This is a genomic window from Hanstruepera marina (assembly GCF_019880635.1).
In the GTDB taxonomy this organism is placed as follows: domain Bacteria; phylum Bacteroidota; class Bacteroidia; order Flavobacteriales; family Flavobacteriaceae; genus Hanstruepera; species Hanstruepera marina.
The window spans coordinates 388,292-405,351 of record NZ_JAINVX010000001.1 but is presented as its reverse complement, the minus strand read 5'-3'; the positions used below and the strand labels follow the sequence as shown (position 1 = coordinate 405,351).

Sequence of the window (17,060 nt, the reverse complement as noted above, 5' to 3'; positions counted from 1 at the left end):
ATCCTATCTTTACATTATGAAAACCTTCCCAAAACGACTTACCGAAAAACTTGAAAAGCGCAAAACAGAAAATGCGTTACGAGAACTTGGTGTTCAAAATCAATTAGTCGATTTCTCGTCCAACGATTATTTAGGGTTTTCAAAAAACGAGAACATTTTCAATGAAACTCATGAATATTTGGCGGGCCATCATATCAAGCAAAATGGTGCGACAGGTTCTAGGTTGCTATCTGGTAATCACGCACTGTATCAACTTGTTGAAACAGTTTTGCGCGAATTTCATAAAGCAGATGCCGCACTTATTTTTAATTCAGGTTACGATGCTAACATAGGATTCTTTTCTTGTGTCCCACAACGACACGATATTGTTTTGTATGATGAATACGTTCACGCTTCTATTCGTGATGGTATTAGTATGTGCCATGCCCATGCTTATAAATTTGCACATAACGATTTAAGTGATTTAGATGGCTTGTTAAAACGGCATTCTGAATCTGTAGTAGATTCTAACATTACTATTTATGTGGTTACAGAATCTGTGTTTTCTATGGATGGCGATTCACCACATTTGGAGACACTAGCCCAGCTTTGTACCAATTATCATGCGCATCTAGTAGTGGATGAAGCCCATGCTATTGGTGTATTAGGCGACTATGGTAAAGGGTTGATTCAAAAATTGGGTCTTGAACGACAGATATTTGCTAGGATTGTTACATTTGGCAAAGCGCTAGGCGCTCATGGTGCCGTCATTTTGTGTAGTGAGCAACTTAAAACTTATTTGGTAAATTTTTCACGCAGCTTGATTTACACAACAGCATTACCTCCTCATGCATTGGCTACCATAAATTCGGCATATCTAGAATTAATAAAAACCAATGCGATTAAATCATTACAGGAAAACATCAATCACTTTAAAAGCGAAGTCAATAACCATGATTTAGCATCGTATTTTATCAGTAGTGATTCAGCTATTCATTGTGCGGTAGTTCCAGGAAACGAAAACGTAAAACTAGTAGCCAAAAAAATTCAAGAAAAAGGGTTTAGCGTAAAACCCATTTTATCTCCAACCGTCCCTAAAGGTCATGAACGCTTACGATTCTGTATTCATAGTTATAATTCTAAACAAGAAATTTCGGAAGTCTTACAGTTGTTCGCTACTTTTGCACATGTATGAGCGACATGTTTAAAACCATAGCTAGATTTCAATATTCTTCAGAAGCACAGATTGTAAAAGGACGTCTTGAAGCCGAAGGTATTGAAGTGTTTTTACAAGACCATCTAACGATTGATACCGATCCGTTGGTGAGTAATGCCATAGGTGGCGTTAAATTGAAAGTCTTAACGCAAGATGTGCTACAAGCAAAACATATTCTAAATTCTATTCATCAATATTCATTGGACGATGATGGCAACCCTATTACCTGCCCTAAATGTAATAGTGATAAGGTAGAGTTATTTTCAACCATTAAAAACACCAAAGCCTTTTTTGCTTTTTTGTTTGGATTTTTATTTGGCACCTTACCGTTTCATACACGACATAATTATAAATGTGAAAATTGTAAGAACGAGTTTCCTATAAAATGAAGAAAATATTTATCACTGGTATATCAACCGATGTAGGTAAAACCATTGCCTCTGCAATAATAACCGAAGCTTTGGAGTCCGATTATTGGAAACCCATTCAGGCCGGCGATTTAGATAATTGTGATACTAAAAAAGTACAAAGGTTAGTTTCAAACTCAAAATCTAAATTCCACACTAACAGCTTTGCATTAAACACTCCTATGAGTCCACATGCAGCAGCTGAAATTGATGGCTTGAAAATAAACCTATCGGATATCAAAGAACCTAAAACCAAAAACCATTTGGTTATTGAAGGTGCTGGTGGGTTATTGGTTCCTTTTAATGATGAACAAACCGTTTTCGATTTAATACAATCCGATTATAAGGTAATTGTGGTTTCCAGACATTATTTAGGAAGTATCAATCACACCTTGTTAACAATTAACCTATTAAAAGAAAAAGGGTTAGATGTGTCATTAATTTACAGTGGAAACGAGCATCCTACGACAGAAGATATTATTTCAAAAATGGCAAAAGTTCCTGTTGTTGGAAGAATAGATGAGGAACCTTATTTTGATAAAAACGTGATTAAGGAATATGCGAATCGCTTTAAATCGGCTTTAAAAAAACTATGAATTTAAGCAAACGCGACAAAAAGCATCTTTGGCATCCTTTAAAGCAACATCAATTGCAACCCGAAAGCATTGCAATCATAAAAGCTAAAGGCTGCATACTAACTGATGAAAATGGTAATGAATACATTGATGCTATTTCATCTTGGTACACTTGTATGTACGGACATTGCAACGATTATATCATAGAAAAAACATATCAGCAAATGCAACAGCTAGACCAAATCATGTTTAGCGATTTTACGCATGAACCCGCTGTTAAACTTTCCGAAGAGCTTATCAGAATGCTTCCCGAAGGCCAGAATAAAATTTTCTTTAATGATAATGGTTCTACAGCAGTTGAAGCTGGAATAAAAATGGCTTTACAGTATTACTTTAATAACGGCGAAAAACGGTCAACATTTATAGCTTTTGAAAACGGTTTTCATGGGGATACCTTTGGTGCCATGAGCGTATCTGGGTTGTCAGTTTATAATGGTCCTTTTGAAGATTTCCTGATTGATGTGAAACGTATACCCACACCAAATGGCAAAAACCATGAGGGCGTTTTAAACCAGTTAAAAGAAATCACATCTACCCATCAAGTTGCTGGATTTATATATGAGCCTTTGCTTCAAGGTGCGGCAGGTATGACTATTCATAATGCTGATGGCTTAAATGAAATTTTAGAGTTTTGTAAACAAACTGATATTTTAACCATTGCGGACGAGGTTATGACAGGTTTTGGCAAAACCGGAAAGTATTTTGCTTCTGATTACATCGAAACCAAACCAGACATAATGTGCTTGAGCAAGGCCCTAACTGCTGGTTTAATTCCTATGGCAATTACATCGTGTACGCAAGCTGTTTTTAATGCCTTTTTGAGTGATGAAATGGTAAAAGGCTTTTTTCATTGTCATACCTATTCTGGAAACCCTATTGCGTGTGCAACAGCTATTGCTGGAATAGAATTGTTACAATCGGAAACCATTCAAAATAATATAAAACGAATCATAAAAGCGCATCAAGAGTTTAATGAAACTATAAAGGCGCATCCAAAAGTAAAGTCCACACGACAACTGGGTGTTGTCTTTGCCATCGATCTTGATACAAAAATGGAACGCTATGGTGATTTACGCGATAAGCTACTGAAATTTTTTATGGAACGCGGCGTGTTTCTAAGACCACTTGGCAACACCATCTATATTCAAGTACCTTACGTAATTTCAAAAATTGAATTGGAAAAGGTTTATAGGGTAATTCAAGAAGCGTTAGATGCCCTCTAACGATTTGTCAAGTAGATTAATTTCTTCTTGTGTGTCTTTTATAATGACGTAAAGTTCTTCATAACTCCAATCACCATCATACTTATCTCCTTTAACAACAATGGTTGCTTTTCCTTTCTCACCTTCAACAGGTATTTTTAAATCAGCATGACCTTCTCCATTTTTTAAGGATATATTACCTTTAAACATACCATCTGGTTCAATATCATGGCCTAAAGCAGCAATAACATCGGGATGGTCATTCGCCAATTCAATAGCATGGGCATAAGGTGTACTGTTTTTTAAAGCTTTACTCACACCAAAAACAGCTGCACCTACACCAAACACAAAAAGTAATATAACGGTTAAACAACCGCCTACAGGAATAACCCAAGACCAATTTCTTGCGAACCAACTTTTTTGTTGTACTGTTTCCATAATATTAAGCTTTACTAAATATAAGTATTTAGAAATTAGCTTTTGTTACATTTCAATAAAACTTACTTTTGTCAAAAGTTTTTTTGTTGCAAAAACCAATTTCCATTGTTGCTCTTCAATCTATCTCTCCGCTAGGCAAAACTCTAGAGGAAAGTTGGCATTCCTATCAAAATAACCAACATTGTTTTTCTGAACAAAACGGGAATTTAGTAGCACGTTTATCACAAGAATCTCAAGATGAAATTAAAAAGCTACGATTATCTGACAGCAAATATAAATCGTTAGACGATAGTGTTTTATTTGCTATTTACAGCTCAAGAAAAGCTATTCATGAAGCCAAGTGGAAAGCTTCGGACAATTTTGGAATTAATATTGGCTCGTCCAGAGGAGCAACTCATTTGTTTGAATCATACTTTAAGGAGTTTCTTAAAAAGGAAAAAACAAAACCGTTGAGTTCCCCAACCACCACATTGGGGAATATATCGTCTTGGGTAGCTCATGATTTACAAACCCAAGGCCCAGAAATCAGTCATTCCATTACTTGCTCTACAGCACTACATGCGATGCTCAACGGTATTGCATGGATAAATTCAGGTATGTGCGACAAATTTTTAGTAGGTGGCAGCGAAGCGCCATTGACACCATTTACCATAGCGCAGATGCAAGCGCTTAAAATTTATGCCAAAAAAAGCACAGACTTTCCTTGCCGTGCATTAGATTCTAACAAAAAAAGAAACTCCATGATTCTTGGTGAAGGTGCTTCTATGGCCTGTTTAGAGGCGGGCAACTCAAAACATGCTTTAGCCAAAATAATAGGTGTTGGCTATGCAACTGAAGTATTGGAACATAATGCCTCATTATCAACCGATGCTTTATGTTTTCAACGTTCCATGAAAATGGCTTTAGAAGATATCAATCTCAATGAAGTTGATATTATTGTCACTCACACACCAGGAACCCTAAAAGGCGATCTAGCCGAGATAAATGCCATCGAAAAAATATTTTGTAACAAAATTCCTGCATTGACTACTAATAAATGGAAGGTAGGGCATACACTAGGCGCTTCAGGTATGTTAAATATAGAAATGGCAATTCACATGTTAAACAAACAACAATTCATTTCTGTTCCTTTTATTGAAAGTACAACACCAAAAAACACAAGTAAAATACTAGTTAATGCTGTTGGATTTGGAGGAAATGCGGTAAGCATTTTACTTTCAAAATAAATATTGTATGACAATTATAAAGGTCATATATTTCATGAACTTTTAAAACTTCAAAACAATGCTAGAATGGTTTTCAAATTTAGAATTCTTTCCAAAAATATATTGGAGTATTGCCCTGGTAGGCTCATTAATTTTTGTTATCACATTAGTACTAACCTTTGTTGGTGGTGATGTTGATGATATTGGCGATGTTGATGCCGAAATTGATGCTGACACTGGAATTGGTTTTCAATTTATCACATTTAAAAATCTCGTTGGGTTTTTTACCATTTTTGGGTGGAGTGGTATTGCATGTATAGATGCTGGCTTATCTAAACCTATTACCATAATTATTTCTGTTGTATGCGGATTAATTATGATGACTATTATGGCTGCCATGTTTTTCTATATGCGAAAACTAAATGACAGTGGCACATTAGATTTTAAAAATGCTAAAGATGCTGTTGGCGAAGTGTATTTAACCATTGGAGCCAGCCGAAGTAAAATGGGTAAGGCCCATGTGCGAATTCAAGGTGCATTGCGTGAACTTGAAGCTTTAACTGATGCTGAAATAGAATTAAAATCAGGAACCGTTATTAAAGTAAAAGATGTTACCGATAACGGAATATTAATTGTAGAACCATTAAATAAATAATACTTATGTTACTAATTACCCAACAAGCTTTTGATTTAGGCTTGCCCATGGCACTCATTTTTGGTGTGCTGTTTATATTCATCTTCCTTATTGTATTAATTAAACGCTATAAACGTTGTCCTTCAGACCGTATTTTAGTGGTTTACGGTAAAGTTGGTGGTGGTCAGTCGGCCAAATGTATTCATGGTGGTGCCGCCTTTATTTTTCCAGTTATTCAGGACTATGAATTTTTGGATTTAACACCTATTTCTATTGAAGTTAATCTTATAAATGCCTTAAGTAAACAAAACATTCGTGTTAATGTGCCTTCGCGTTTTACAATTGGTGTTTCTACAGAACCTGGTGTCATGCAAAATGCTGCTGAACGTTTACTAGGGCTTTCCATGAGTGATGTTCAGGAATTGGCAAAAGAAATTATTTTTGGACAGCTACGATTGGTTGTAGCTTCAATGGATATTGAAGAGATCAATTCAGATAGGGATAAATTTTTAACCAATATCTCACAAAGTGTTGAATCGGAACTTAAGAAAGTAGGTTTAAAATTAATCAACGTAAACATTACCGATATAGTTGATGAATCTGGATACATTGAAGCTTTAGGTAAGGAAGCCGCTGCACACGCTATAAACGCTGCACGTAAATCGGTTGCAGAAAAAAATAGAGATGGTTCTATTGGCGAAGCTAATGCTGTACAAGATGAAAGAACCCAAGTCGCCGAGTTAAATGCCAAAGCTAAAATTGGTGAGGCCAACGCTATGCAAACAGAGCGAACTCAGGTGGCAGCAGCTAATGCGCAAGCTAAAATTGGTGAAGCTAATGCAAGCCAAACAGAACGTGTTCAAACTGCTAGTGCTATTGCTCAAGCCAAGATTGGTGAAGCCGAAGCTTTAAAAGAAGAACGTATTAAAACTTCTGAAGCCAACGCAAGAGCTATTGATGGAGAAAATATAGCTAAAATTTCTATTGCCGAATCTGACGCTCAAAGAAGAGAGCGAGAAGCTGAAGCTGAAAAACGTGCTATTGCTGCTGAAAAAGTTCAAGCTGCAAAAGCTTTAGAGGAGGCCTATGCTGCCGAAAAACAAGCCGAAATAGCAAGAGCTGAACGTGAGCGCTCTTCACAATTAGCTGATATTATTGTACCAGCAGAAATTGATAAACAAAAAGTTGAAATAGATGCAGAAGCTGAAGCTGAAAATATTAGAAGAATAGCTAAAGGTGAAGCTGATGCCATATTGTTAAAAGCCCAAGCTGAAGCTGAAGGTCTTTACGAGATATTAACCAAACAGGCTGCCGGTTTAGATCAAATTGTTAAAGCTGCTGGTAATGACTCAAAAGATGCTGTATTGCTTTTAATCGCAGATAAATTGCCAGAATTAGTAAAAACACAAGCCGAAGCTATTAAAAACATCAAAATAGACAAAGTTACTGTTTGGGAAAACGGTGGTAATAAAGATGGTAAATCATCTACAGCCAATTTCTTATCAGGCATGTATAAATCTGTACCTCCGCTACAAGATATGTTTAATATGGCGGGAATGCAGTTGCCAGAATATTTAAGTGGTAAAGAGGTTGAAGTGAAAGATGAAAAAAAACCTAAAAAAGTAGAGGATTCAGAAGTAAAAGCTGACGAATCTAAAGAATTACCTCCTAATAAGGATGTTGATAATTCTCAAGACAATGAGGATAAATAATAGAACGAAAATTCCGCAGTAGCTGCGGAATTTTCTACTTTTACAACTTTAATCAGGACTATGAGTGATACAAGACACAATTGGACAAAAGAAGAAATTTTAGATATATATAATAAGCCATTTATGGAACTGTTGTATGAAGCAGCAACAGTCCATAGAAAATACCATGACCCAAACACAGTACAGGTTTCTACATTACTATCCATAAAAACAGGAGGCTGCCCAGAAGACTGTGGTTACTGTCCTCAAGCAGCCCGTTACCATACTGATATTGAAGGCAATGATTTAATGTCTGTGCAACAAGTAAAGGCACAAGCGCTTCGCGCAAAAGCTTCTGGTAGCTCACGTGTGTGTATGGGAGCTGCATGGCGCAACGTTAAAGATGGTCAAGAATTTGATGATGTTTTAGAAATGGTTCGTACCATTAACAAACTTGATATGGAAGTATGCTGTACCCTAGGTATGCTTACGGAAAATCAAGCGCAACGTTTAGCAGAAGCTGGATTGTATGCTTATAACCATAATTTAGATTCTTCTGAAGAATATTATAAAGAGGTTATTTCCACCCGTGGTTTTGAAGACCGCTTGGAAACCATTGATAATGTTAGAAAAACCAACGTTACCGTTTGCTCTGGTGGAATAATTGGTATGGGAGAACAAACTGAAGACCGCGCTGGTATGCTTGTAGCATTGGCAACATTAAACCCGCAACCCGAATCGGTTCCTATTAATGCTTTAGTTGCTGTTGACGGCACACCATTAGAAGATCAAGAACCTGTTTCTATTTGGGATATGGTTCGTATGGTTGCTACAACGCGTATTGTTATGCCTGAAACTCAAGTCCGTTTAAGTGCTGGTAGAACCCAAATGAGTCGTGAAGGTCAAGCCATGTGTTTCTTTGCAGGAGCAAATTCAATTTTTGCTGGCGATAAATTACTGACTACTCCAAATCCTGATGTCAATGAGGATATGGAAATGTTCAAATTATTGGGTTTAAATCCGCAGAAGCCATTTATCAAAAAAATGCAGCCACAAACGGTTGAGGCTGAAGATTCTCAATTTCAATCATTGGGAGAAAAACCCAAATGGTCAAGACCTGATCATAAAATTGAAAGAAACGAAGATGCTAAACAAAAGGCAAAAATCGCAAAATAATTTAAGTCTTTTATCCTTTCATTTTTCGTAAATTTAGCGTTTAAATCGTTTTAACTTTGTCATTAAACCTCAAGGATATTCCTCGTTTAAAAAGTATTACTAAAGAGGATTTCATAAAAAACTATTTCAGACCACAAAAGCCTGTGGTTGTGGAACAATTTATTGAAAATTGGCCTGCATATACCAAATGGAATTTAGATTATATTAAACGCATTGCAGGAGATAAAGTTGTTCCTCTTTATGATGATAGACCTGTAGATTATAAAGATGGATTTAATGAAGCTCATGCCACAATGAAAATGAGCGAGTACATTGATTTACTAAAATCAGAACCAACAAAATATCGTATTTTTCTTTGGAACATTTTAAAAGAAGTTCCTGAACTTCAAAATGACTTTTATTTTCCGGATATAGGCTTGAAGCTTATGAAAAAATTGCCTATGTTGTTCTTTGGAGGTACAGAGTCGCATACGTTTATGCATTATGATATTGATCTAGCCAATATTTTCCATTTTCATTTTCAAGGTGAAAAGGAGATTATTTTATTCGATCAAAAGCAAAACGATTATCTCTATAAAATACCACATTCTTTAATAACAAGAGAGGACATAGATTTTTCAAATCCAGATTTTGAAAAGTGGCCAGCTTTGAAAAATGTAGTAGGTTATAAAACCACTTTAACACATGGCGAAATGCTTTATATGCCTGAAGGCTACTGGCATTATATGAAGTATAAAACTCCCGGATTCTCAATGAGCTTAAGAGCCATAGCACGACACCCAAAGAATTTAGGTAAAGCTATTTATAATGTTTTCATTATGAGAAATTTTGATAATTTAATGAGGCGCCTGAATGGTCAAAAATGGATAGATTGGAAAAACAATCAAGCTATATTACGTACCCAAGCCCATATTAAAAACTTATAATATATTTGCAGCCGCAAACTAAAAAACTTTATTATGAAAAATTTATTGCTAGTTATAGCCTTATTGTACATATCATTTGCAAATGCTCAAGCCTTTTCTGGAAAAGGTGATCAAAAACTTCAACTCGGAGCTAATTTTCAGAGTCACGCTACAGGCATAAATTTGAGTTATGATTACGGCTTGGGTGAAAACATCTCAATAGGTGTCTCTTCAAGCTATGCGCTTGGTGTAACTGGAGATATTAAAAATGGTGTTGAAGTTAATGGTCAGAACATTGTTGAAAAAGCCGATTTTCTAGATCGTTTTGACTTAAAAGCACGATTTAATGCCAACATTGGAAATGTTTTAAATATCAGCGATAATTTTGATTTATATCCAGGTATAAACTTGAGTTTAAAAAACTTTGGTGGACATGTGGGAGCACGATATTTCTTATCTTCTGGGTTTGGTATTTATTCGGAAGCACAATTCCCTATTGCCAAGTACAGTAGTAATTTAGAGCCTGCTGAAAAATTACACAATCAATTTTCAGTAAATGTTGGCGCTGTTTTTAACCTTTAAAAACAGTCCATTATAAAACATAAAGCCTTTCTTAATCAAGAAAGGTTTTTTTATTGGCTTAAACCGTTTATTTTGTCATACACCAAATGACTTTCCCAACCACGATACAACAAATAATTAGCTAGTTTCTTTTTTTTCTTATATAAGTTAGATTCGTTTATGCTATGCCATTTTTTTTCTGCCAATTCATGAAAGGTTTGTAAGTAATCGGCATCTGAAATCTCTTTAAAAGCTTCCTTGATATTGTAGGCACTAATATCTCGTTTTTTTAGCTCCAATTCAATACGCTTACGACCCCATTTTTTCACCCTAAACTTACCTCTAGTATAAGATCTAGCAAAACGGGTTTCATTTAAAAAGTCGTTGTCTATTAAATGTACAACTACCAAGTCTATAGCATCAGGAATCATATTCATACTGCGTAGTTTTTTACACACATCTTGATGGCAACGCTCTTGATAAGCACAGTAGCTTTCAAGTGCTCTTTTAGCTTGGTCTACAGTATAACTTTTTTGTTTTAGCATGCTGTAAAATTAGTAACAATTTGTTAATAATTAAGAAACTGAAAGTCATAGCATTATATCTAATTTCGTGTATATTTGTAGGCTTACTTTTTAAAGTAAGTAAAATTTAATTTTTCTATGATAAAGAAATACTATATAGTATTAATAACGTTTTTATGCCTAACCGTATCTGGGTTTGGGCAGATATCAGATGAGCCATTTAGAGATGGCTTATTACCTACTGGTTGGTCTAGAACTAGTGTAAACTTAATCACATCTGCAGAAGGATATGCTCTTTTTACTCAAACATATTCTGTGTTAACAAGCCCTATTTTTGACTTGTCTTCTTACACTAATGTAACACTTTCTTTTGATGTTGCTAAATATGGCAGTGGTTCAGATGGCCCTATTACTGTTGAAGTTTCTGATGATGGAGGAACTACTTGGACTGCTCAAATATTTAATTCTCCAACACCAACTAGCTCTACTTATGTTACTTCTGGTCCAACTACAATAACAACATTAAGCAGTAATGTAAGAATACGATTTATTAGAACCAATAGTAATTCTCAAAAAAGGTTAAGGGATTTTTTATTAACAGGTACGGTTTCTGCTGGTCCAACCATCACAGCCACACCAACTACCATATCAGGTTTAGATTATGTTGAAACCCTTGGCCCATCAGCCGAACAAACTTTTACAGTTGAAGGCAGTAACCTAACAAACAATATTACACTTACGGCACCAACAAATTTTGAAATATCCACAACTTCGGGTAGTGGTTTTGGCAATAGCATAACTTTAACCCAAAGTGGTGGTACTGTAAACAACACAACTATTTACACAAGGCTAATAAGTGGACTGGCTGTTAACACGTATTCAGGTAACATAACCGCAATCAGTACTGGAGCTACAACGCAAACTGTAGCTTTAAATGGAGAGGTGACTACTGCTAGTGGTAATTGTGGAGCAGAGAGTTTTAGTAATTCTAATGCTACTGGATCTTACGGAGACAACAATTATGTCGGAGATAATGGAGTTAACTGGTCTTACACAGAGTCAAGAGATGATGCTGGCTATCAAATTACTGGAAACGGCCTAATGTTAAGAGATACTAATAGCTCATTATTGTCTTCAAGTGTTTCTGGAGGCATAGAAAGTTTTACATGTAAATTACTTAAAGCTTTTACTGGTTCAGGGAATAGACAAGTTGAATTATTTGTCAATGGCATTTCACAAGGAACATCTATTGCTTGGGATAATACGTCTGTACAGACATTTAGTGTTAGTGGGATTAATATTGCAGGAAGTGTAACCATTGAAATTAGAAACATTACTGGTAAGCAAGTAATCGTGGATGATATTGAATGGACTTGCTACAACCCAACGCCAGAACCCGAAATAGAAATACAAGGAAATAGCACTGAAATAGTAGATGGTGACACAATGCCTGATATTAGTGACGATACCGATTTTGGAAATGTTGCCGTTACGGGCGGTTCAGTAGTACATTCATTTACCATTTATAATATTGGTGGTGCTAATCTAACATTAAATGGTACTGCGCCTAATTATGTAACCGTTTCTAACACAACTGATTTTAGTGTCAGTGCTCAACCTACGCTTACTACCATTCCAGATACAGGAACGAACTATACAACTTTTGAAATAACCTTTGATCCTGCTTCTACAGGAACTAAAACCGCAACCGTATCTATCGCCAATGATGATACCGATGAAGACCCTTATACTTTTGTAATTCAAGGGAATGGAACGAATAGTTCAACATCTGATATTATTGTAAATAGTACATTTACTTACAATTCCAATATTGACTACACAGCATATCAAGCAGCAACCATTACTAACACAGGACAATCTATTGATGTTTTTAAATTTGACATTCGTGATGGTGGCGGAACAAATGATAGTGATAATTTAGCAACTGAATTAACAGATATAATTTTTGATGTTGTTAATATTGCAAATATTAGAAGCGCGGCCTTATTTAATGGAAATGCTATGGTCGCAAACAATCCTGTAATAGCTGGAAATACAATATCTTTTTCAGGTTTATCGTATTCCGCACCAGATGATAGTATGTCATCACTAACATTACGGGTCACATTTTTAACAACTGTAACTGATAATGATCAATTACAATTTACAATAAGTTCTGCCACCGCAAATGTTTCTGGTTCTGTTTTTGGAACAAGTAACGCTGGTGGTGCTACTTCAAGTACTCTTAACAACAGAAACAGAATTGAGGTTATAGCAGATAGGTTACATTTTTTGCAGCAGCCTAGTACAACCAGTACTAGTGCAATAATGACTCCAGCTGTTCAAGTTGAAGCAACTGACAATAATGGAAATAGAGATTTAGATTGGGTTGGCAATATATCCATTTCTTCTACTGGAACCATGACAGGCGACCCAATAACAGTAGCCTCTTCATCCAGTGTTTCGACCTTCAACAATATTATTCACACTGCAGCTGGAACAGGGCTTACTTTAACTGCTAGTGCTACTGGGTTAATAAATGCTGTATCAAGCACATTTGATATTATATTGTTTTCTTTCAATGCTGGAGATTTCAGACCCAAATATGCAACTGATTTTTCATATAATGGCGATTGGGAATATTTTGATGGGTCTGCTTGGGTAAATGTTCCAGATGGCAATGCTCCGCAAAATACATCTGTAAGCATTTCTCGCATTTTAATTGACAAATATGTAACTGGAGGTGGAAGTGCTAGTAATAATTATGATTGTGATATTTTATTATTATCAGGTGGTACACTTGAACTTTTAGAAAACGACAACCCTCCTGTTGCTTCTGAATTTTTATCTGCTGGAAATACTCTAGAAGTACGAGATGGGGCGCATTTAATTATTAGAGGAGATATAGATTTTCCAAGCTCTGCAAACCTATTTGTGCGAAGTGGGGGATACATGACAATTGATCAAAATTCCATGAATAATAACCACCCCATGTGGGATGGTATTGAAAAATTTGAAGGAGGCTCTACTCTTGAAATTAATGAATGGGATTGGACCATTACACCTGGAAGTAGAAGTTTAGTAAATGTTTATACAACAATTGCTGATAATGATAATGGGTACAAGTTTGGAAATGTTATTTTAGATACTAATGGAATAGTAGATGGCTGGACTATAGTTGGAGGACCTATAAGTGTAAATGTTACTGAAAACGATTTTATAATAAATAACGCATCTAGTTCTTACATTGGCGGGACATCAAATAAAGATCCCAACGTATCAGCTACTTTTGGTGGTAATTTAATAGTCAATGATGGCGATTTTTATTTCGGGACATCGTATTCTAACGATACATTCAATCAAGATATTAGAATAATAGGAGATGTTTTAATTAATACTGATGACGATTTTTATGTTCATAAGACATTAAATGGAAGTCCTACTATTTCTTCAGGAACTGCTCCTGTTATTATTGAAGGCAACCTTGAAATTGGCTCTTCAGTCAATACAGTTAACAGTGATGTTACAACAAAGGAAATTTTATTCAGTGGAGACAATAACCATACTCTTGAAATAGCTCCTAATTGCACAAATGTTCCTTTTATAATTGAAAGTGGTGATACTGGAGTATTATTAAATGAAAACTTAAAGTTTACAGGGGACTCTAGTTTAGAAATTGAAAGTGGTGCAACATTTAATTTTAGTTTTAATGGCTCAACAGCACTTAAAGTTCAAGATATTTCAGGATCAGGGAACAAGTTTATTTCCAATACCAATTCTACCTTATACATAACTCATCCCGGAGGAATTTGGGATAGTAGCTCCCAAGGAAACGTTCAAGATTTTGCAGCAACCAATACTACATACAATCAAACAGCAAACTTCTACTATACAGGAAAAGAAAATCAAGTAACAGGAGATGCTCTTACGGTTGGTTCAACTGTTAAGAATATCTATGTAATTCTAGACAATGATAATTTAGAATTACGCCTAACCAATCGAACAGGTATATCTGATGGTGGAAAATTAGAAATACAACAAGGGATTGTAATAGGTGAAGAAGCTGGAGTAAATGACAACGATTTTTACGGTCCAGACGGACAGCTTATTATGACAGGTGGTGAATATCGCATAAGTACTATTACGGCCGACCCACTTACTGACCATCTACCACAATTACGAAAATACAGTAGTTATTCTTTAACTGGCGGAACTGTACATTTAAACGGCAACAATGAGACCCAAATTTTGTCTGGTACGCCTAATTACGTTAATTTAAAATTTAGTGGATCAAATGTTTTAGCTACTTTGCCTCCATTACCTCCTAATATCCCAAACTATAAAGGTATTAGTAATGGAACAGGAGTTAGTAATAACATCACTATAACAGAAGATGCCATTGTAGATATCCAAAATTGGAGTTTAGGCGGTTCGGGTACTAACTTAATTATGGAAGACCAATCTAGGTTTATAATGGCCGGAACAGGTACAAAACCTGATGCTACAGGAACATATTCTCTTGGCCCAGACACAGTCATTGAATTTAATAATAATGGTGGTTTTGAATCTATTAGATTAACAAACCCCGTCCCTGCTTATGCAAATATTGTTGTTTCAGGAGATAATGTTGGAACAATTGCTGATGGGTCTGGTCCAAATTCATTTATTCAATTTCAAGCTAGTGGTACTTTTACAGTAACAGGAACGGGAGTGTTTAAACAATCGAACGCTAACGGTTTTTCTGGTTTGGTCAACACATCTATAAGCAATATTAACAACCCTTCAATCACATTACTTGATGAATCTACTGTTGAATACCAAGGTGCAAACCAAACCATCACAGAGTTTTCTCCTGAATATAAAAATGTCACAATTTCCGGAACAGGAACTAAAGTATTAGGACACACAACAGATATATTGGTAGGTGAAGACCTAAACATTAACTCCAGTACCTTGATTGTTGATAGTAATGAGGCCATAACGGTTGATGAAGGTGTAAAAATAGCTGGTGGTAATTTTAATATTGAAGATTCCGGTAGTTTAGTTCAGATCAATGAGACAGATACAAATAGTGGATCAATTTCAATGAAACGTAATACTAATGTTAGACGTTTAGATTATGTATATTGGTCATCGCCTGTTGAAAATTTTAATATTAACACTATTTACGGCTCCCAAACACCAACAGGATATATTTATGAGTGGAACACAACAATAGCAAACCCTAATGGCGGGCAAGGCAATTGGGTACCTCCTTCTATTTCAACCATGCAAAAAGGGAAAGGATATATTGTTAGAGGTCCAAACGACCACATGAATGGATCCGCAACTACAGAAACAGCTACTTTTAACACAGGGAAACCGTTTAATGGTCAATTCACCGTTAATGTGTACCGTGGAGACAATCCTATTGGTTTTGACCCTGATGATGACGACTGGAATTTATTAGGTAATCCTTATCCTTCGGCCATTGATGCATTTTTATTTTTAAGAAATACCACCAATATGTCTTCTATAGATGGGTTTGTTAATCTGTGGACACATGGCAACTTACCTAATTCTGGTTATTCTAACCCTTTTTATGATGATTTTGGTTCAAATTATACAGCATCAGATTACATTACCTACAATGGTTTAGGGTCTTCAGCAGGAATTGGAGACGTTTTTATTGCTGCTGGACAGAGTTTTATGGTTAACATAAATGATGGACCGTCTGCAGCTTCGTTACCTGTAGAGTTTAAAAACGATATGCGCCGTAAAGATTTTGATAATTCTCAATTTTATAGAAATTCAAATACTCTAAACGAAGATAAACATCGTATTTGGTTAGATTTAGTTTCAGATGATCAACCTACAAGTCGTATTTTAGTTGGGTATGCAGAAGCTGCCACTAATGAAAGAGACCGCATGTATGATGCGATAACTGATGATCAAGCCTTTTATTCTCTAATAGATGATAAAAGTTTTGTGATTCAAGGCAGAGGTCTTCCTTTTAATGATAATGATATTATTCCTCTTGGTATTAAAATTAATACACAAGGAAGTCATTATATTGCTTTAGCCGAAATCGATGGCTTATTTGAGACAGAAGGTCAAATTCTTTATTTAAAAGATAATGAATTTGGTTATTTCCATAATCTAATTGAAGCGCCTTATTCTTTTAATTCAGAAGCTGGGACTTTTAACAACCGCTTTGAAATTGTGTTTAGAACAGATGCACTTTCTGTAGATGAAGTTGTTGCCAATAGTAATCAATTACAAATTATTGAGTTGGATAGCGACCAAGTTAAGTTCTCTTTAGACTCTCAAAATCTAACTATTAAAACGATTGAAATTATTGATTTATTAGGAAGAACCATTTATCGCTTTAATGGCTCAAGTCGTTCAGAAACCTTCTCGCTATCAAACTTAAGTAGTTCAGCCTATTCAGCTCGTGTAACTTTATCCAATAATCAAGTCATAGTTAAAAAAGCTATTAAAAAATAGC

At 35.5% G+C, this 17,060-nt stretch carries 13 protein-coding genes; 11 read left to right on the top strand and 2 right to left on the bottom strand.

What is annotated here, in order from left to right:
* The first annotated feature begins 16 nt into the window (after nt 1-16).
* The 4 genes from K7G76_RS01840 to bioA are packed head-to-tail and all read left to right on the top strand — an operon-like array spanning nt 17 to nt 3,460.
* Nucleotides 17-1,174, top strand: a complete 1,158-nt coding sequence (locus K7G76_RS01840; protein WP_223032498.1) for an aminotransferase class I/II-fold pyridoxal phosphate-dependent enzyme — start codon at nt 17-19, stop codon at nt 1,172-1,174.
* Nucleotides 1,171-1,584: a putative signal transducing protein gene (locus K7G76_RS01835; protein ID WP_223032497.1), complete on the top strand. Its 414-nt coding sequence runs from the start codon at nt 1,171-1,173 to the stop codon at nt 1,582-1,584. The genes K7G76_RS01840 and K7G76_RS01835 overlap by 4 nt, the downstream gene beginning before the upstream one ends.
* On the top strand, nt 1,581-2,198 hold the full coding sequence (gene bioD / locus K7G76_RS01830; protein ID WP_223032496.1) for a dethiobiotin synthase: 618 nt from the start codon (nt 1,581-1,583) through the stop codon (nt 2,196-2,198). The genes K7G76_RS01835 and bioD overlap by 4 nt, the downstream gene beginning before the upstream one ends.
* Nucleotides 2,195-3,460 carry an adenosylmethionine--8-amino-7-oxononanoate transaminase gene (gene bioA, locus K7G76_RS01825; protein WP_223032495.1) on the top strand — a complete coding sequence of 422 codons (1,266 nt, stop codon included), beginning with the start codon at nt 2,195-2,197 and terminating at the stop codon, nt 3,458-3,460. Before bioD ends, bioA begins: the two co-directional genes overlap by 4 nt.
* On the opposite strand, the gene K7G76_RS01820 is transcribed toward bioA, so the two are convergent.
* The gene (locus K7G76_RS01820; protein WP_223032494.1) at nt 3,446-3,877 is read right to left on the bottom strand and encodes a cytochrome c oxidase assembly factor Coa1 family protein; all 432 of its coding nucleotides are present in this window, start codon (nt 3,875-3,877) and stop codon (nt 3,446-3,448) included. The genes bioA and K7G76_RS01820 overlap by 15 nt on opposite strands.
* Before the next feature lie 86 nt (nt 3,878-3,963).
* Between K7G76_RS01820 and K7G76_RS01815 the strand changes: the two genes are divergently transcribed.
* Genes K7G76_RS01815 through K7G76_RS01790 form a run of 6 tightly spaced genes read left to right on the top strand, consistent with a single transcriptional unit; the run spans nt 3,964 to nt 10,070 of the window.
* Entirely contained in the window at nt 3,964-5,103 is a 1,140-nt protein-coding gene (locus K7G76_RS01815) for a beta-ketoacyl synthase N-terminal-like domain-containing protein (RefSeq protein WP_223033583.1), read from the top strand.
* A gap of 58 nt (nt 5,104-5,161) precedes the next feature.
* Nucleotides 5,162-5,737 carry a hypothetical protein gene (locus K7G76_RS01810; RefSeq protein ID WP_223032493.1) on the top strand — a complete coding sequence of 192 codons (576 nt, stop codon included), beginning with the start codon at nt 5,162-5,164 and terminating at the stop codon, nt 5,735-5,737.
* A gap of 5 nt (nt 5,738-5,742) precedes the next feature.
* Nucleotides 5,743-7,428, top strand: a complete 1,686-nt coding sequence (locus K7G76_RS01805; protein ID WP_223032492.1) for a flotillin family protein — start codon at nt 5,743-5,745, stop codon at nt 7,426-7,428.
* A 60-nt stretch (nt 7,429-7,488) separates the two neighbouring features.
* The gene (bioB, locus tag K7G76_RS01800; RefSeq protein WP_223032491.1) at nt 7,489-8,583 is read left to right on the top strand and encodes a biotin synthase BioB; all 1,095 of its coding nucleotides are present in this window, start codon (nt 7,489-7,491) and stop codon (nt 8,581-8,583) included.
* A 56-nt stretch (nt 8,584-8,639) separates the two neighbouring features.
* Complete coding sequence (locus K7G76_RS01795) at nt 8,640-9,509, top strand: cupin-like domain-containing protein (RefSeq protein ID WP_223032490.1); 870 nt, start codon at nt 8,640-8,642, stop codon at nt 9,507-9,509.
* A 33-nt stretch (nt 9,510-9,542) separates the two neighbouring features.
* On the top strand, nt 9,543-10,070 hold the full coding sequence (locus tag K7G76_RS01790; RefSeq protein WP_223032489.1) for a DUF6646 family protein: 528 nt from the start codon (nt 9,543-9,545) through the stop codon (nt 10,068-10,070).
* A gap of 50 nt (nt 10,071-10,120) precedes the next feature.
* Here the strand turns inward: K7G76_RS01790 and K7G76_RS01785 are convergent, their stop codons facing one another.
* A complete protein-coding gene (locus K7G76_RS01785) occupies nt 10,121-10,594 on the bottom strand; it encodes a regulatory protein RecX (RefSeq protein WP_223032488.1) in 474 nt (157 codons plus the stop codon).
* 117 nt (nt 10,595-10,711) lie between these two features.
* On the opposite strand from K7G76_RS01785, the gene K7G76_RS01780 reads away from it, so the two are divergent.
* Nucleotides 10,712-17,059, top strand: coding sequence for a choice-of-anchor D domain-containing protein (locus K7G76_RS01780; RefSeq protein ID WP_223032487.1), 6,348 nt, complete (start codon nt 10,712-10,714; stop codon nt 17,057-17,059).
* The last annotated feature ends 1 nt before the right edge of the window (nt 17,060 follow it).